Origin of the sequence: uncultured Phenylobacterium sp., from assembly GCF_902826855.1 — a bacterium.
Taxonomy (GTDB): domain Bacteria; phylum Pseudomonadota; class Alphaproteobacteria; order Caulobacterales; family Caulobacteraceae; genus Phenylobacterium.
Window position 1 is genome coordinate 1 of record NZ_CADEGK010000106.1, and the last position, 16,190, is coordinate 16,190.

General features: G+C 70.5%; 14 protein-coding genes. 4 read left to right on the plus strand and 10 right to left on the minus strand.

From position 1 onward, the window contains the following. From QZV94_RS14850 to QZV94_RS14860, 3 genes are all read right to left on the minus strand, one after another. Nucleotides 1–1,067, minus strand: a 1,067-nt coding sequence (locus QZV94_RS14850; RefSeq protein ID WP_293678684.1) for an alpha/beta hydrolase, incomplete at its 3' end; no start/stop codon positions are given. Nucleotides 1,068–1,153: 86 nt separating this feature from the next. Further along, nucleotides 1,154–1,630 carry a glutathione peroxidase gene (locus QZV94_RS14855; protein WP_293678685.1) on the minus strand — a complete coding sequence of 159 codons (477 nt, stop codon included), beginning with the start codon at nucleotides 1,628–1,630 and terminating at the stop codon, nucleotides 1,154–1,156. Between the two features lie 31 nt (nucleotides 1,631–1,661). Next, on the minus strand, nucleotides 1,662–2,585 hold the full coding sequence (locus tag QZV94_RS14860) for a Gfo/Idh/MocA family oxidoreductase (RefSeq protein ID WP_293678686.1): 924 nt from the start codon (nucleotides 2,583–2,585) through the stop codon (nucleotides 1,662–1,664). 93 nt (nucleotides 2,586–2,678) lie between these two features. Here QZV94_RS14860 and QZV94_RS14865 point away from each other — a divergent pair, with 93 nt between their 5' ends. Further along, nucleotides 2,679–3,680, plus strand: a complete 1,002-nt coding sequence (locus QZV94_RS14865; protein ID WP_293678687.1) for an NADP-dependent oxidoreductase — start codon at nucleotides 2,679–2,681, stop codon at nucleotides 3,678–3,680. Nucleotides 3,681–3,749: 69 nt separating this feature from the next. Next, a complete protein-coding gene (locus tag QZV94_RS14870) occupies nucleotides 3,750–4,652 on the plus strand; it encodes a cobalamin biosynthesis protein CbiG (RefSeq protein ID WP_293678688.1) in 903 nt (300 codons plus the stop codon). 1 nt (nucleotide 4,653) lies between these two features. Here QZV94_RS14870 and QZV94_RS14875 read toward each other — a convergent pair whose 3' ends face one another. From QZV94_RS14875 to glmU, 7 genes are all read right to left on the minus strand, one after another. Then, on the minus strand, nucleotides 4,654–6,030 hold the full coding sequence (locus QZV94_RS14875; protein WP_293678689.1) for an MATE family efflux transporter: 1,377 nt from the start codon (nucleotides 6,028–6,030) through the stop codon (nucleotides 4,654–4,656). A 115-nt stretch (nucleotides 6,031–6,145) separates the two neighbouring features. Beyond that, nucleotides 6,146–6,946 carry a bifunctional 2-polyprenyl-6-hydroxyphenol methylase/3-demethylubiquinol 3-O-methyltransferase UbiG gene (locus tag QZV94_RS14880; RefSeq protein ID WP_293678690.1) on the minus strand — a complete coding sequence of 267 codons (801 nt, stop codon included), beginning with the start codon at nucleotides 6,944–6,946 and terminating at the stop codon, nucleotides 6,146–6,148. 8 nt (nucleotides 6,947–6,954) lie between these two features. Next, nucleotides 6,955–8,334 carry a class II 3-deoxy-7-phosphoheptulonate synthase gene (locus QZV94_RS14885; protein WP_293678691.1) on the minus strand — a complete coding sequence of 460 codons (1,380 nt, stop codon included), beginning with the start codon at nucleotides 8,332–8,334 and terminating at the stop codon, nucleotides 6,955–6,957. A gap of 15 nt (nucleotides 8,335–8,349) precedes the next feature. Beyond that, nucleotides 8,350–9,600, minus strand: a complete 1,251-nt coding sequence (locus QZV94_RS14890) for an O-antigen ligase (protein ID WP_293678692.1) — start codon at nucleotides 9,598–9,600, stop codon at nucleotides 8,350–8,352. Continuing rightward, the gene (gene gor / locus QZV94_RS14895; RefSeq protein ID WP_293678693.1) at nucleotides 9,597–10,979 is read right to left on the minus strand and encodes a glutathione-disulfide reductase; all 1,383 of its coding nucleotides are present in this window, start codon (nucleotides 10,977–10,979) and stop codon (nucleotides 9,597–9,599) included. Before gor ends, QZV94_RS14890 begins: the two co-directional genes overlap by 4 nt. Nucleotides 10,980–10,988: 9 nt before the next feature. Further along, nucleotides 10,989–11,675: a ribose-5-phosphate isomerase RpiA gene (gene rpiA / locus QZV94_RS14900; RefSeq protein ID WP_293678694.1), complete on the minus strand. Its 687-nt coding sequence runs from the start codon at nucleotides 11,673–11,675 to the stop codon at nucleotides 10,989–10,991. Beyond that, nucleotides 11,672–13,027: a bifunctional UDP-N-acetylglucosamine diphosphorylase/glucosamine-1-phosphate N-acetyltransferase GlmU gene (glmU, locus tag QZV94_RS14905; RefSeq protein ID WP_293678695.1), complete on the minus strand. Its 1,356-nt coding sequence runs from the start codon at nucleotides 13,025–13,027 to the stop codon at nucleotides 11,672–11,674. Before glmU ends, rpiA begins: the two co-directional genes overlap by 4 nt. Before the next feature lie 109 nt (nucleotides 13,028–13,136). On the opposite strand from glmU, the gene QZV94_RS14910 reads away from it, so the two are divergent. Together QZV94_RS14910 and gph are read left to right on the plus strand one after the other, a co-directional pair. Next, complete coding sequence (locus tag QZV94_RS14910; RefSeq protein ID WP_293678696.1) at nucleotides 13,137–15,395, plus strand: transferrin receptor-like dimerization domain-containing protein; 2,259 nt, start codon at nucleotides 13,137–13,139, stop codon at nucleotides 15,393–15,395. Further along, the gene (gene gph / locus QZV94_RS14915; RefSeq protein WP_293678697.1) at nucleotides 15,385–16,104 is read left to right on the plus strand and encodes a phosphoglycolate phosphatase; all 720 of its coding nucleotides are present in this window, start codon (nucleotides 15,385–15,387) and stop codon (nucleotides 16,102–16,104) included. The genes QZV94_RS14910 and gph overlap by 11 nt, the downstream gene beginning before the upstream one ends. Nucleotides 16,105–16,190: the final 86 nt, after the last annotated feature.

Here is a 16,190-nt window from a genome sequence, read left to right on the forward strand (position 1 = left end):
GGCCTGACGTAACGGTTCAAGCGGTCGTGGAACTCCAGCGTATGGGTTTCCGCGGCGTGGTTGCCCGCCACAGGGATCGGCGCAAAGACCTTCCTGGGCGCGTCGATCCGGTCGAGCCAGGCCTTGGCGAGCGGCGTGGGATCGATGTCGTTGTCCTCGCCCGTGATCATCACGACGGGCACGGGGATACGGCCCTCCAGGGTGCGGAAATCGACGCGTCGCCACTCCGGCCAAAGATATCTGTCGCTCGCCAGGCCGGCGGCGGGGATCGACATGGCATCCTCCAGGCTCCAGTTCGGCGCGGTCAGAATCTCCTGGACCTGGTTCCTCGGGTTGGGCGGACGATAGCGGGCGGAGACCGCCTGGGCGGCCTTGCCCTTCTCAGGATCGGCATAGGGCGGCGGGCCGGCCGCCATCAGGGCGGCGACCCCCTCGGCGTCGCCCGCCGCCCGGGTCAGGCGCAGATTGCGCTCGTAGAAGAACCGCTCCCGCGCGCCCGTCGTGTTGGTCACCTGGCCGGCGGCGACATAGGCGGAGAAGGCGTCGGGCCGCGCCTTGATCATCTTCACCGCCACGGTCGACCCGTAGTCGACGCCCAGCAGCACAACCTTCCGCTTGCCGAGGCGGCGGCGGACCTCGTCCACCAGTTCGAGGCCATCGGCGGTGAGGCGGTCGAACGTCAGCTCCGGCCCGACCTGCTTGCCATTGCGCACGAAGGTCTTGCCCGCGCCGCGATGGTCCCACTGCACGAGCGTGTAGTCGCGCTCCCACGGCAGGAAGGTCCGCACGAAGGGCGTCAGCGAGCTTCCGGTCGGGCCACCGTTGCCGCCGACGATCACCAGTACGGGGTTGCGCCGGTCACGCCCGCGGATGGTCACCCACTGCTCGACGCCGCCGATCCGGACGAAGGCCTCCTCCCGGATGCCCGGCGGGATAGGGATAGCGAACGCGTCGTCGTTGCGCGCCTGCGCCCACGCCCGCGCCCCCAGGGCGCCGCCGCTGGTCAGCAGCACGAGGACCAAGAGACCGAGCAGGACCCGCAGCGTCCAACGTCCGACCCGAGCCATCCAGCGCCCCTACTTACATGTGTAATCCGTAACGACTACATGTGTAAAACTGGACGGTCAAGCCGCTCCGCCGTAGCGCTGTGGTCCTACAGCGCGGCCTTGATGGCGGCGACGAGGCCGGGGTCTTGCGGCTCGGTGCGGGGCCCGAAGGCTTGCAGGGCCTCGCCGTTCCTGCCGATCAGGATCTTGTGGAAGTTCCACACCGGCACCGCCGGCTCGCCCAGCTCCTTTTCCGCCCACTTGTAGAACGGGTGGGCGCCGGCCTCCTTCACATCGACCTTGGAAGTCATCGGGAAGTCGATGCCGAAGGTGGTGGAGCAGAACGTCTGGATTTCCTGCTCGGTCCCCGGCTCCTGGCCCATGAACTGGTTGCAGGGCACGCCCAGCACCACCAGGCCCTGGTCCCTGTAGTCGGTGTAGAGCTTCTCCAGGCCGTCGTACTGCGGGGTCAGGCCGCACTTGGACGCAGTGTTCACCACCAGCACCACCTTGTCCTTGAAGGTGGTCAGCGGCAGCGGCTGGCCGTCGATGGTCTTGAAGGCGTGGTCGTGGGCGCTGGGCATGTTGATCTCCGTTGCGCGGAAGCTAGAGCCGTTACGCCGCGTCCTCCAACGCCTGTTCCACCGCGATGGCCAGGTCGAGGGCGGCGATGGCTTCCTGCGGGGTCACCACCGGCCGCGGCGCCAGGCCGCGCACGGCGTTCACGAACCCCTCGACGCTGGCGCCCAGCGGATCGCGTGCGGCCGGGGTGTCGGCGAAGTCGGGGTTGAGGGCGAAGGGCGTGGTGTTGCGGAAGGTCCTGGCGAGGAAGTCGATCTGCACCTCGCCGGACGGATAGACGATGCGCATGGTGCGCCGCCGCTCCGGCGCGCGGCGCGAGACGTCGAGCAGGCACGTGAAGCCGTTCTCGAACGTGACCTCGGCGCGGGCCTGGTCCCAGACGCCGTCGGGACCGCGCGCGCCTTCCGCCTCGGCGGTGACCGGCTCGGACGCGCTGATCGCCAGCGCCAGATCGATGTCGTGGACCATCAGGTCGAGGACCGCGGTGACGTCGCGGCTGCGCTCCGACGGCGGGCCATGGCGGAGCGCCTCCAGCAGGCGGGGCTGCTCGGGGATGTCCAGCAGGCCCATGGCCTGGAACACCACGCGCTCCTGGTGGCCGCAGGCGACGACCAGGCCCTTGGCCCCAGCCGCGGCGGCCACCCGCTGGGCGTCCGCCACGCTGACGGCGATGGGCTTTTCCACATAGACCGCCTTGCCGGCGGCGATGGCGGCCAAAGCCTGTTCCGCGTGGTGGATCGCCGGCGAGGCCACGGTGACCACGTCGACCGCCGCCAGGAAGCTCTCCAGATCGGCGAAGGCGCGGCCGCCCAGCGGCATGGCCACCTTCGCCGCGCGGTCCGGATGGGTATCGTACACCCCGGAGAAGCTGACGCCCGCCAAGCGCGCGTACTGGGTGGCGTGGTAGCCGCCGAACACGCCGGCGCCGATCACGCCGGCTCGCAGGATCTCGGTCATGGGCGAGGCGCCTAACACGCGGCGCGCCCTCGACGCCACCTGCGGGAGGTCATACATCTGTTTGAACGAACGAGCCTGGAAGGAAGCCCCCCGATGACCACCGTCCGCGAGATCCGCCTGAAGAGCCGCCCCCGGGGCCTGCCGACCCGCGACAACTTCGAGTTCGCCAGCGTGGACCTGCCCGCGCCCGCCGCCGGCGAGGTGCAGGTGAAGAACCTCTGGATGACGGTCGATCCCTACATGCGCGGCCGGATGAACGACGGGCCGAGCTACATCGGCGGGTTCCAACTGGACAAGCCGCTGGACGGCGGGGCGATCGGCGAGGTCACCGTCTCCAACGACCCGAAGCTGAAGGCCGGCGACCTGGTGCAATCGAACTTCGGCTGGCGCGAGGGCTTCAACGCGCCGGCCGCCGGCCTGACCAAGCTCGACACCATGGGCCTGCCCCCGCAGACGTTCCTGGGCGCGGCCGGCATGCCGGGGCTGACCGCCTACGCTGGCCTCCTGAAGATCGCGGCGCTGAAGGACGGCGACGTGGTGTTCGTCTCCGGCGCCGCGGGCGCGGTCGGCCAGATCGTGGTGCAGATCGCCAAGGCCAAGGGCCACACGGTGATCGGCTCGGCGGGCGGGCCGGAGAAGATCAAGTTCCTCAAGGAGATCGGCTGCGACCAGACGATCGACTACAAGGCCGAGAAGGACCTGACGGCGGCGCTGGCGAAGGCCGCGCCCGGCGGCATCGACGTCTATTTCGACAACGTCGCGGGCGAGCACCTGGTGGCGGCGCTGAACGTGGCCAAGCCCTTCGCCCGCTTCGCGCTCTGCGGCGGGATCTCGATGTACAACGCCACCGAGCTGCCGCCCGGCCCGCCGAACCTGATGCTGATGATCGGCAAGCAGATCCGCATGGAAGGCTTCATCGTCTCCAGCTCGTGGGACATGATGCCGGCCTTCCTGCGCGACCTCTCCCAGTGGGTGAAGGAGGGCAAGATGACCTGGAAGGAGACGGTCTTCGAGGGCCTCGACAAGGCCCCGGACGCCTTCATCGGCCTCTTTTCGGGCGCGAACCTGGGCAAGATGCTGGTGAAACTGGGCTGATCTTTCGCTCCCCGTCGGGGGAGGGATGACGTAGAACTGCCCGTCCTCCCCCGAGGTTTGGAGTTGCCCGTGCCGCGCCTGTTCAGCGCCTATGTGATTGTCGACTGGAGCGCGGCCTCCAAGCCGAACACCGGGGCGGATTCCGTCTGGATCGGCGTGCTGAAGCGCGACGTGCGCTTCCGGTTGACGTTCGAGGCCTTCAATCCGCCGACGCGGGCCGAGGCCGAGACGCGGCTCTCCGGCCTGCTGGACGACTTCAAGAAGCGCTCGGAGCGGGCCCTGGTGGGCTTCGACTTCCCGCTGGGATTCCCGCGCGGGTATGCGGCGGCGCTGAAGCTGCCGGGCGATCAGGCGTGGCGCGCGGCGTGGGACGACCTTGAGCGCTTCGTGAAGGACAAGGCCGACAACACCAACAACCGCTTCGGCGTGGCGGCCGGCATCAACCGGCGGCTGACCGGCGGGCCGTTCCCGTTCTGGGGCTGTCCGCCCAAGGACACCTTGTCGACCCTGCAGCCGAAGAAGACCCGCGACCACGGCCCGGACGACCTGCCGGAGCTGCGCCACGCCGAGGTGGCGATGAAGGGCACGGCCTCGATCTGGAAGACCTATTACAACGGCTCGGTCGGCGGCCAGGCGATCCTCGGCATGCCGGCGGTGCGGCGGATCAAGCTGGCGCGCGGCGACGCGGCCAAGGTCTGGCCGTTCGAGACCGGGTTCAAGACGCTGACCGAGGCCGACCTGGCGGGTGTCGAAGTGGTGCTGGCCGAGGTCTGGCCCTCGATGATCAAGCCGCAGGGCGTGGCCGGCGAGGTCAAGGACCTGCAGCAGGTGCGCACGCTGGCGGAACACTTCGCGCGGCTGGACGAGGCGAACAAGCTGGGCCCCCTGTTCGGCCCGCCCAAAGGGACGCCCGCCGAGGTGGTGCTGGACGCCGAGCGCGAGGAAGGCTGGATCCTGGGGGCCGGGGTCTGACCTAGAGCGGGCGGCGGCTCAGGAGCCAGAAGCGGAACAGCAGGAAGCCGGCCGACAGGAAGCTGGCGAACACCACCGCCCAGGTGATGCCCATGATCCCCATGCCGCGCGGGATCGCCAGGTACCAGGCCAGCGGCATCATTACGACGATGTAGCTCACCAGGTGGGTGATCGTGGGCAACCAGACGTCGCCCCGGGCGCGGAGCGACTGGGCGACGACCACCTGCAGGGCGTCGGGGATCAAGAAAGCGCAGGCCAGCACCAGGGCCGGGACCGCCATGGCGATCGCCAGCGGGTCGCGGGTGTAGGCCGTGGCGATGATCCCGGCGGTGGGCCAGATCACCAGGCTGATCGCAATGCCGAACACCAGGGTGACGGCGAAGGCGATCACGCCGGCGCGGTTCACGCCCGGCCCATCGCGCGCGCCGTAGGCCCGGCCCACCAGCACCGCCGCCGCGGTCGCCAGGCCCAGCGGGACCATGAAGACGATCGCCACGACGTTGAGCACGATGGTCCAGGCCGCCACCGCCAGCGCCCCGATCCAGCCGGCGATCACGTTCAGGCTGGCGAAGGCGGCCACCTCGAAGAAGTTGGAGACCCCGGAGCCGTAGCCGATCCGCCGCTGTTCGACCGCTGCGGGCCGGTCCGGCTCGGGTTTGGTGAACACGCCCAGGGCGCGGGCCTCCGGCATCAGGGCGATGTAGCCGAGCGCGGCGAGCGCCAGGAAGGTCCGTGCGCCCGCGGTGGCCCAGGCGCCGCCCACCGCGCCGAGGGCCGGCAGGCCGAGCGTTCCCGGCACCAGCAACAGCACGATGGCCAGGTTGACGACGTTGGCCGCCCACATGGCCCAGGCCGCCGGGCCGGGCTTTCCCAGCCCCTCCAGCCAGAAGGCGCCCGCGACGCTGAGCGCGTAGCCGGGCATCGAGAGCGAGAAGACGATCAGCGGCAGGGTGGCGCCGTCGGCAAGGTCCGAGGGCAGGCCGATATGGTGCAGCAGGGGCGGGCCGGCCGCCAGCAGGACCGCCATCGACGCCATGCCGATCCAGAAGCCGTAGACGAGGCCGCGGCGCAGGACCGCGCCGGTCAGGTCGCGCCGGCCCTGCCCGATCCGCCGCGCGGTCATCACCTGGATGCCCGCCAGCAGGCCCACGGCCATGGTCAGGACCACGCTGGTCGGGGCCCAGGCCAGGGCGTGGTATCCCAGCTCGCGGGCCGAGTACCGGCCGACCACGATGGCGTCGCACAGGCCCATGGCCATGATGCCCAGGCGTGACAGCACCACCGGTCCCGACAGCGTCAGGAGCGCCGAGAGGTCGAAACGGATGGCGCTGCGGCGCCTCTCGGCGTCGGTGAGCGCCTGGGCCGCGGGGCGGTCCATGGCGGGGTCGTCCTGATTTTCAAAGAGGCGCGGACACTGGCGCCGATGCCAAAAAAGGCAAGCCGAGCTTAACCGTCCGCGCCGCTCCGGCGCGGGCCGTGGCCGCGAGGGCACATCAGGGCCGCCGCGCGGTGTAGGCGATGGTGACCATGTTGCGGGTCACGCGGCCGCCGAACTGGTGGTCGGCGACGGACGCCAAGGCGTCGAGCATGCGGGCGCGGTGGGCCGGCATCAGGGCGGCGACCTCGGAATAGGTGGCGTAGAGGCGGCGGACGCCATCGGGGTCCAGCTCAAGGCTCCAGTCGGTGCGCGCGGTAGCGATGTCGGTGAAGCCGGCGGCGGCGAGGTCGAGTGTGCGGAGCTCGGCGTCGAGAGCGAAGGCCGGGCGGCCGATCACGCCGGCCGACGGGCTCTGCTCCGGCGTGCGCATGATCTCCAGGGTGGCGTCGTGGAAGGGGTCGGGGCGGGCCGGGTCGCCGAAGACGTTCCAGACCATGGCCCAGGCGCCGCCCGGCTTCAGCGCCGCGGCCGCGCGCTCCAGGGTCGGCTCCGGATCAAGCCAATGGAAGCTGGTGAAGGCGCAGCCGAGGTCGAAGGCTGCCGGCTCCAGCTGCGCCGCCTCGAAAGGCGCACGGCGGACGTCGATGGCCGAGTGCGGCAACCGGCCGGCCAGGAAGTCGGCCAGCCGCGGGTCGGGTTCGATGACCACCAGGGGGTCGGCCCCGCGGCGCAGCAGCTCCTGGGTGGCCAGGCCCGTGCCGGGGCCAACCTCGAACGCCGCGCAGCCGGGCTGCAAGCCGCAGCGCTCGGCCAGCAGGTCGAACACCCAGTCGGGATAGGCCGGGCGGGCGCGGTGATAGCCGGCCGGATCGGCGCCAAAGGCCTCGCGCCCCGCCCGCCGATCCATCTCAGCCATCGCGGCAGCTAGACCGCCGCGCGCTGGGAGATGTCCACCCGGTCTTCCTTCAGCTTCTCGGCCACCAGGAAGGCCAGTTCCAGCGCCTGTTCGCCGTTCAGTCGCGGGTCGCAGTGGGTGTGGTAGCGGTCGGCGAGGTCGCCCTCGCTGACCGAGCGCGCGCCGCCAAGGCATTCGGTGACGTTCTGGCCGGTCATCTCCAGGTGGACGCCGCCCGGGTGCACGCCCTCGGCCACGCAGACCTCCACGAACGACTTCACCTCCGACAGGATGCGGTCGAACGGCCGGGTCTTGTAGCCGTTGTTGGCGGTCAGCGTGTTGCCGTGCATGGGATCGGTGGCCCAGACGACGTTGCGGCCCGACGCCTTGGTGGCCCGCAACAGGCCGGGCAGGCGCGCGGCGATCTTGTCGGAGCCGAAGCGGCCGTAGAGGGTGATGCGGCCGGCCTCGTCCTTGGGGTTGAGCACCTCGATGAGCCGCAGCAGCTCGTCGGCCTCCAGGGTGGGGCCGACCTTGACCCCGATCGGGTTGCGGATGCCGCGGAAGAACTCCACGTGGGCGCCGTCCAGCTGGCGGGTGCGCTCGCCGATCCACAGCAGGTGGGCGGAGGTGTCGTACCACTCGCCCGAGGTGCTATCGACCCGGGTCATGGCCTCCTCGTAGCCCAGCAGCAGGCCCTCGTGGGAGGTGAAGAACTCCACGCTCTGGACCTCGCGCTGGTTCTCCGGCGCGACGCCGATGGCGGACATGAAGGTCAGCGCGTCGGAGATCTTGTCGGCGATCTCGCGGTATCGCGCGCCCTGCGGGCTGTCGTTGACGAAGCCCAGGGTCCAGCGGTGGATGTTGTAGAGGTCGGCATAGCCGCCGCCGGCGAACGCGCGCAGCAGGTTCAGCGTCGCCGACGACTGGTGATAGGCCTGCAGCAGGCGCTGCGGGTCCGGGATCCGGGCCTCGGGCGTGAACTCCATGCCGTTGATGTTGTCGCCGCGATAGGAGGGGAGCTCGACGCCGTCGATCACCTCCACCGGCGAGGAGCGCGGCTTGCCGAACTGGCCGGCCATGCGGCCCACCTTCACCACCGGGCGGCCCCCGGCGAAGGTCAGCACCACCGCCATCTGCAGCAGGAGGCGGAAGGTGTCGCGGATGTTGTCGGCGTGGAATTCCTTGAAGCTCTCGGCGCAGTCGCCCCCCTGCAGCAGGAAGGCCTTGCCGGCCGCGACGTCGCCAAGGAGGCTTTTCAGGCGACGGGCCTCGCCTGCAAACACCAGGGGCGGCATCCGGCGAAGGGTGGTTTCGACCTGCGACAGCGCAGCCGCGTCCGGATAGTCGGACGGGATGTGCTTGGCGGGTTTTCCTCTCCAGGAAGCGGGCGTCCAGTGTTCGGTCATAGGAAGATCTGGGCTCTAACTTGCGGAAACCGCCGGTTTTGGCGGGCCGGGCGTTTTACTCGGATTGGGGCGCCGGGTCGATGGGCTTGACCCGGAGGTCGCTTGCGCCTCCGCATGCCCCAGCGCGGTGATCGTGCAGACCAGGGCGCCGAGCGCCAGCCACCACTCCTGCCAGACGCCGAAGCTGACCGCGCCGAAGAAGAGGTAGACGGCGGCCGAGCCGGCGGCGGCGGCGCTGACCAAGCAGCGCTGGTCGCCGGCCAGGCGGCGCAGGCCGATCGCCCAGGCCAGGGCCAGGAGGCTCGCCCCGAGGACCCCCAGCTCCAGCCAGACCTGCAGGGCGCCGTTGTGCGGGTGCAGGCCGATGGCGGGCCCGAAGGTGCGGCTGGCGTCCAGGCCCCAGCCGCGCAGGGGATGCTCGGCGATGCGCTCGACCGCGTAGCTCCAGTAGGCCATCCGCTCGCTCCACGAGAGCGGCAGGTTCGGGAAGCGGCCCATGGCGGCCAGCAGGGCGACCGGGGTCAGCATCATGAGCACGACCGCCGCTGCGGCCAGGGCCTTGGGCGCCGTGCGTGGCCAGGTCCAGACCAGGAGGCCGACGCCGACCGCGACGCCCACCGCCAGGACCGGGGCGTCGGATAGGAAAACCTGCGCCACCACCGCCGACCCCACCGCCATCGGCGCGGCCAGCCACCAGGGCGCACCCGCGCGCCAGCCCGCCGCCGCCGCCACCGGCCAGAGCAGCGCCAGGACAAAGGCGCCGTGAGCAACGTTCTTGCGCGCGAGATCGGGGCGGATCGGGTCGCCAACGGCGCTGCGCAGCGTCTGGTAGACCGCAGCTCCGGTGGCCGCCTCGACCAGTAGCAGCACCCCATAGGCGGCCAGTCCCCAGGCGAAGATGCGCAAGGCGAGGCGGCGGAGGGCGGGATCGGCCCGCCGTGCGCCCTGCCAGGCGGCCCAGTAGAGGATGAGCTGGAACGCCAGCTTGAGCACCACGATGTCTTCGAGTTCGTTGGGCCGGCTCGGGCTCCAGAAGCTCGACAGCGCCGCCCACGCCACGAGCGCCAGGAGCACGATCGCCAGCGGCCCGTCCTCGCGCCGAACCCGGACCGCGGGCAGGCACAGGAGCCCGACCAAGGCCAGCAGCGCCGCGAAGCCCAGAGGGCCCAGCCAGGCCAGCAGCGGCGTCAGGCCGGCCGCGGCCACGAGGACCCAGCCGCACCACACACCCAAACGGTCCAGGCCCTGTACGCCGAGTGAACTCACGCCGCCTGGCCGAGCCCCGGAGGCGTGTACTTTTCGCGCATCGTCACCAGCTCCTCGGCCAGGGTCGGGTGGACGGCGCAGGTCGCGTCCCACTGGGGCTTGGTCACGCCCATCTTCATGGCGATCGCCGCCATCTGGATGATCTCCGGACCGTCCGGCGCGACCACATGGCAGCCCAGGATGCGTTCGCTCCCCTGCTCCACCACCAGCTTCATCAGGCAGCGCTGCGCGCCGCCGTAGAAGGTCTCCTTCATCGCCCTGAACTTGGCGAGGTAGATGTCGACCTTTCCGTACTTGTGCCGCGCGTCGGCCTCGCTCAGGCCGACCGACCCCATCTGCGGCTGGGTGAAGACGGCGGAGGCGACCATCTCGTGGTCGAAGCTTGTGGAGTTCTCGTAGAACTCGGTCTGGGCGAAAGCCGCGCCCTCGCGGATCGCCACCGGCGTCAGGTTGATGCGATCGGTGACGTCACCCACCGCCCAGATGCTGGGCACGTTGGTGCGCGAGTAGGCGTCCACCTTCACCGCCCCGGTCTCGGTCAGTTCAACCCCAGCGGACTCCAGGCCCAGTCCCTCGGTGTAGGGCTCGCGGCCGAGCGCGAACATCACCACGTCGCTCTTCAGTTCGTGGCCGTCGAGGCATCCGCTGACCAGACCGTCTGCGGTCTTCTCGATCTTGCCGATCTGCGCGCCGAGGCGGATGTGGATGCCGCTGGCCGACATTTCCTCGGCCAGGTGGCTACGCACGTCATCGTCGAAGCCGCGAAGGATGTTGGGGCCGCGATGGACCAGGGTGGTTTCCACGCCCAGGCCGTTGAAGATGCACGCGAACTCGCAGGCGATATAGCCGCCGCCGGCGATCACGATGCGCTTCGGCAGTTCGCTGAGATGGAACGCCTCGTTGGAGGTGATCGCGTGCTCGATGCCCGGCAGGTCCTTCGGCATCCAGGGCCGTCCTCCCGTGGAGACCAGGATCTTCTTCGCCGTGAACGTCCCCTTGCCTTCGACCTCGACGGTGTGGCGGTCCTTCAGGGTCGCACGGGCATGGACCACCTCGGCGCCGGCGTTCTGCAGGTTGCGGACGTAGATGCCGGAAAGCCGGGCGATCTCGTCGTCCTTGGCGAGCAGGAACCGCTTCCAGTCGAACCTGGCCTCGCCGAGGTCCCAGCCGTAGCCCTTGGCGGTCTCGAAAGTCTTCGTGAATTCCGAAGCATAGACCATGAACTTCTTAGGCACGCAGCCGCGGATCACGCAGGTGCCGCCCACCCGGTCCTCCTCGGCCACCGCCACCTTGGCGCCGCTCATGGCCGCCAGCCGGGCCGCCCGGACGCCGCCGGAACCGGCGCCGATGACGAAGAGGTCGTAGTCGTAGTCCGCCAAGTCAGGCTCCTAAGGCTCGAGTTCGATGACGCCGGCGTCCGTGCCGATCAGCGCCCGGTCCGCGAGGTCGAGGAAGAGGCCGTGATCGACCACGCCGGTGACGCTCTTCAGCGCCGCCGCCAGGGCCGCCGGCTCCTCGATCCGCCCGCAGGCTGCATCATAGATAAGGTTGCCGCCGTCGGTTCTCACCGGCTCGCCGTCCCGGCGGCGAAGCATCGGCGCGACGCCGAGGTCGCATTCGGCCAAGGCGTCGCAGATGCGCAGCGCGGTGGTCGTGTGGCCGAACGCCACCACCTCGATCGACAGGGGAAATTTTCCCAGAATTTTCACGTGCTTGACAGCTTCGGCTATCACGACGCAGGACTTCGAGGCCTCCCACACCAGCTTCTCGCGCAGGAGTGCGCCGCCGGCGCCCTTGATCAGCGCCAGGCCGGGGCCGATCTCGTCGGCGCCGTCGACCGTGAGGTCGATGGTCTTGGTCTCTCCCAGTTGGGCGATGCGGATGCCCAGGCTGGTGGCCAGGTCCGCGGTGACCTGCGAGGTGGGCACGCCGACGATGTCCAGCTTGCGCGCCGCCAGCGCCCGGACGAACCAGGCCGCCGTCGAGCCGGTGCCAAGGCCCACCACCATGCCGTGGGTCACCAGGGCGGCGGCGGCCTCGCCGGCGGCGCGTTTCTGGGCGTCAACGTCGCTCATTTCCCTGCCGCCTTCTTCTTCGCGCCCATCGCCTTGCGGAACCGCGCCGCCCAGCCCGTCTTCTCGGCCTGCATCCCGCGGCCCAGCGCCAGGGCGTCGGCGGCGACGTCCTTGGTGATCACCGAGCCGGAGCCGACGTAGGCGCCTGCGCCGATGCTGACAGGCGCAACCAGGGACGAATTGGAGCCGATGAAGGCGCCTTGCCCCACGTGGGTGTCGTATTTGAAGAAGCCGTCATAGTTGCAGAAGATGGTCCCGGCGCCGATGTTCGCCCCCACCCCCACCGAGCCGTCGCCAAGGTAGGCCAGGTGATTGGCCTTGGCGCCCTCGCCCACCGTGACGTTCTTCACTTCCACGAAGTTGCCGATGTGGGCCCCCGCCCCGATCACGGCGCCGGGCCGCAGGCGGGCATAGGGGCCGACCAGGGCGCCTTCGCCCACGCTGGCGCCCTCCAGGTGGCTGAACGACCGGATCACCGCGCCCTGCGCGACGCTCACGCCGGCGGCGAACACGACATAGGGCTCCAACGTCGCGCCGGGCGCGATCTGCGTGTCCCAGGCGAAGAACACCGTCTCCGGCGCGACCATGGCCACGCCCTCGCTCAGGAAATGCTCGCGGCGGCGCTTCTGGAAGACCGCCTCGGCCTGGGCCAGCTGGGCCGGGGTGTCGGCGCCCATCACGGCGGTCTCCGGGGCGATGTTGGCGCGGACCAGGGCCTCCTCGTGGGCAGCCTCGGCGATGATGTCGGTCAGGTAGTACTCGCCCTTGGCGTTGTCGTTCCTGACCCGGCCCAGCCAGCGGAAGAGGTCGGCGCGGTCGGCCAGGTACATGCCGGCGTTGCAGGTCTTCACCGCCCGGACCTCGTCGCTGGCCTCGGCCGCCTCGACGATGCGCATGACGTGGCCGTCAGCGCCGCGCAGGATGCGGCCGTACTTCAGGGGATCGGCCGGCTCGAAGCCCATGATCGCCAGGCGCGCGCCGTTGCTGCGCAGGGTGAACAGGTGCTCCAGGTCGCCGGCCTGCAGGAGCGGGCAGTCGCCGTTCACGACCAGCACGTCGCCGTCGAAGTCGGCCAGGGTCTCCTTCGCGCACAACACCGCGTGGCCGGTCCCCTGGGGCGGATCCTGCAGCACGGGGGCGGCCTCGCCCAGGCGCTCGACCACCAGTTCGCGGACCTGCGGGCTGTGGGCGCCGACCACCACGTGAATCCGCTCGCAGCCGGCCGCCTGGACAGCGTCGATCACGCGGTCCAGCAGACTGCGGCCGCCCACGCGGTGCAGCACCTTGGGCAGCTTGGACTTCATCCGCGTGCCCTGGCCGGCGGCCATGATCACGCAGGCTCTGGCGGTCATTCAGGCTCTCCCAAGGCAGTGCTGAGTCTTCGTCGTCCGGCTGGGCTTAGCAAGCCTTGTGGCCCGGCGCGACAACGGGCTAGCGTCCCGGCTGGTCTGGGGAGTCTCCATGAAATCCACATCGCGTCTGGCCGTCCTCCTCTGCGCCGGCGCACTGGCCGCCATGGCCCCCGCCGCCCTGGCCGCGCCGGACAAGGCGCTGGAAGCCAAGTTCGACGCCATGATCAGCCCCGCGGAGATGGATGGCTGGCTGAAGACCATGTCCGCGGAGCCCAACCACGTCGGCAGCCCGCACAACAAGGCCAACGCCGAGCTGACCCTCGCGCAGTTCAAGTCCTGGGGCTGGAACGCGAAGATCGAGACCTTCTGGGTGCTCTACCCGACGCCCAGGGAGCTGGCGCTGGAACTGGTGAGCGGGCCTGGCGCGCCGTTCAAGGCCACCCTGACCGAGGGACCGATTCCCGGCGACGAGAGCTCGTCGCGGACCAAGGACCAGCTGCCGGCCTACGTGGCGTTCCAGGGCGACGGCGAGGTCACCGCGCCGCTGGTCTACGTCAACTACGGCATGCCGGGCGACTACGACGCGCTCGAGCGGATGGGCGTGTCCGTGAAGGGCAAGATCGTCATCGCCCGCTATGGCGCCGGCTGGCGGGGCCTGAAGCCGAAGCTGGCCCAGGACCACGGGGCGGTGGGCTGCATCATCTATTCCGACCCGCGCGACGACGGCTATTCGGTCGGCGATCCCTATCCGCAGGGCGCCTCCCGGCCGCCGCAGGGCGTCCAGCGCGGCTCCGTGGCCGACATGACCACCTATCCGGGCGACCCGACCACGCCGGGCTATGGCTCGACCAAGGACGCCAAGCGGGTGGCGCGGGCGGACGCGGTCACGATCCTGAAGATCCCCACCCTGCCGATCTCCTACGGCGACGCCACGGTGCTGCTGAAGTCGCTGGACGGCCCCGTGGCGCCGGCGGCGTTCCGCGGCGGCCTGGGGCTCACGTACCACGTGGGTGGCACGGACGCCGGCCAGGTCCGCCTGAAGGTGGTGTCCGACTGGAGCCTGAAGCCGGCCTACAACGTCATCGCCACGCTGAAGGGCAAGGAACGGCCGAACGAATGGATCGTGCGCGGCAACCACCGCGACGGCTGGGTGTTCGGAGCCACCGACCCGCTCTCCGGTCACGTATCCATGATGGGCGAGGCCAAGGCGCTGGGGGCGCTGGCCAAGGCCGGCTGGAAGCCGAAGCGGACCATCGTCTACGCCAGCTGGGACGCAGAGGAGCCGATGCTGCTGGGCTCCACCGAGTGGGCGGAGACCCATGCGGCGGAGCTGAAGCAAAAGGCGGTGGTCTACATCAACTCCGATAGCAACGGCCGCGGGTTCCTGGGCGTCGGCGGCAGCCACGCCCTGCAGCACTTCGTGAACGAGGTCACCGCCGACGTGGCCGATCCGCAGACCGCCGTTTCCGTCCGCGACCGCCTGCGGGCGGCCCTGGGCGTGCAGGCCGTCGAGCAGCCCGGCAACCCGCGCGCGGTGCAACTGGGTCGCTTCGCCGCCGACCCGGGCCGGGACCTGCCGATCGACGCCCTGGGATCGGGGTCGGACTATTCCAGCTTCCTGCAGCACCTGGGCCTGGCGACGTTGAACCTGGGCTTCGGCGGCGAGGGGTCCGACGGCGGCGTCTACCACTCGGCCTACGACACCTATGAGCATCACACCAAGTTCGTGGACCCGGGCCTGGCCTACTCCGGCGCGCTGGCGAAGGTGACCGGACGGATGGTGCTGCGGCTGACGGACGCCGACCTGCCGGTGCAGCGCTACGGCGACTTCGCCGACACCGTGAGCGGCTACCTGGACGAGGTGAAGCGGCTGGCCGACACCAAGCGCGACGAGGCGGCGGCCCGGAAGCGCCTGCTGGTGGCGGGCGCCTACAAGCTGGCCGACGATCCGCTGGAAACGCGCGGCGACCCCCCAGCGCTGGCGGCCTCGCCGCCGCTGGACTTCGCGCCCCTGGACCGCGCCGTCACCCGGCTGAAGGCCAGCGCGGCGGCCTTCGACCACGGTCTGTCGGCCCGCGGCGGCCAGCTCAGCCCGGCCCAGAAGCGGCAGCTCGACGCGGTGCTGCTGCGGCTGGAGCAGCGTCTGACGCGCGAGAAGGGGCTGCCGTTCCGGCCCTGGTACAGGCACATGATCTACGCGCCCGGTCGCTTCACCGGCTATGGCGCCAAGACCCTGCCGGGTGTGCGTGAGGCGATCGAGGAGCGCCGGTTCGACGACGCGGCGACCTACATCGCCCTGACCGCCGAGGCGCTCAGCGACTACGCCGCAGGGCTGGAGGCGGCGACCGCGGTGATCAATGGCGGCTAGCGGCCCGCACGCCGATCGGCCGCTGGGGGGCGTGACGATCGCCTTCGACCTCGACGGCACCCTGGTCGACACGGCGCCCGACCTGATCGGCACGCTCAATGTGTTGCTGGCCGAGGAGGGCCTGGCGGCCCTGCCGCTGGCCCAGGCGCGGCCGTTCATCGGCCACGGCGCACGCTGGCTGATCCAGCGCGGCTTCGAGGCGGCCGGCGCCCATCTGCATCCGGCCCGCGCCCAGACGCTGTTCGACCGCTTCATCGTCCACTACCGAGCCCACATCGCCGACGCCAGCCGCCCGTTCCCCGGCTGCGAGGCGGCCCTGGAGGCGCTGAGCGCCACAGGCGCCACGCTGGCCGTCTGCACCAACAAGCCCACCGCGCTGTCGGTCGCTCTGCTGGAGTCGCTGGGGCTCGCCGGGCGCTTCGCCGCCATCATTGGCCCCGACGCCGCCCCGGCCGCCAAGCCCGACCCGCGCCACCTGCAGACCGCCGTGGCGGCGGCGGGCGGCTCGATGGACCGCGCCATCCTGGTCGGCGATTCGGCGACCGACGTGGGCGCCGCGCGCGCCGCCGGGGCCGGGCTGATCCTGGTCGGCTTCGGCTACACCGAGATCCCCGCCGCCGACCTCGACCACGACGCCCTGATCGAGCACTACGACCAGCTTCCGGACGTGGTCGTGCGGCTGCTGGCGGCTTGCGGCGCGAGGCGCTAGCGGCTATAGCCGCCGCCTTCCCGAGATGGATGCGTAGCTCAGCGGGAGAGCACCTCGTTCACACCGAGGGGGTCACAGGTTCAATC

Excerpts from the sequence above, each read along its gene's own strand:
- gph (WP_293678697.1), top strand. The coding sequence starts at position 15,385 with ATGGCGGCTAGCGGCCCGCACGCCGATCGGCCGCTGGGGGGCGTGACG.
- QZV94_RS14910 (WP_293678696.1), top strand. The coding sequence starts at position 13,137 with ATGAAATCCACATCGCGTCTGGCCGTCCTCCTCTGCGCCGGCGCACTG.
- QZV94_RS14860 (WP_293678686.1), bottom strand. The coding sequence starts at position 2,585 with ATGACCGAGATCCTGCGAGCCGGCGTGATCGGCGCCGGCGTGTTCGGC.
- rpiA (WP_293678694.1), bottom strand. The coding sequence starts at position 11,675 with ATGAGCGACGTTGACGCCCAGAAACGCGCCGCCGGCGAGGCCGCCGCC.
- QZV94_RS14885 (WP_293678691.1), bottom strand. The coding sequence starts at position 8,334 with ATGACCGAACACTGGACGCCCGCTTCCTGGAGAGGAAAACCCGCCAAG.
- QZV94_RS14880 (WP_293678690.1), bottom strand. The coding sequence starts at position 6,946 with ATGGCTGAGATGGATCGGCGGGCGGGGCGCGAGGCCTTTGGCGCCGAT.
- QZV94_RS14865 (WP_293678687.1), top strand. The coding sequence starts at position 2,679 with ATGACCACCGTCCGCGAGATCCGCCTGAAGAGCCGCCCCCGGGGCCTG.
- QZV94_RS14875 (WP_293678689.1), bottom strand. The coding sequence starts at position 6,030 with ATGGACCGCCCCGCGGCCCAGGCGCTCACCGACGCCGAGAGGCGCCGC.
- glmU (WP_293678695.1), bottom strand. The coding sequence starts at position 13,027 with ATGACCGCCAGAGCCTGCGTGATCATGGCCGCCGGCCAGGGCACGCGG.
- QZV94_RS14855 (WP_293678685.1), bottom strand. The coding sequence starts at position 1,630 with ATGCCCAGCGCCCACGACCACGCCTTCAAGACCATCGACGGCCAGCCG.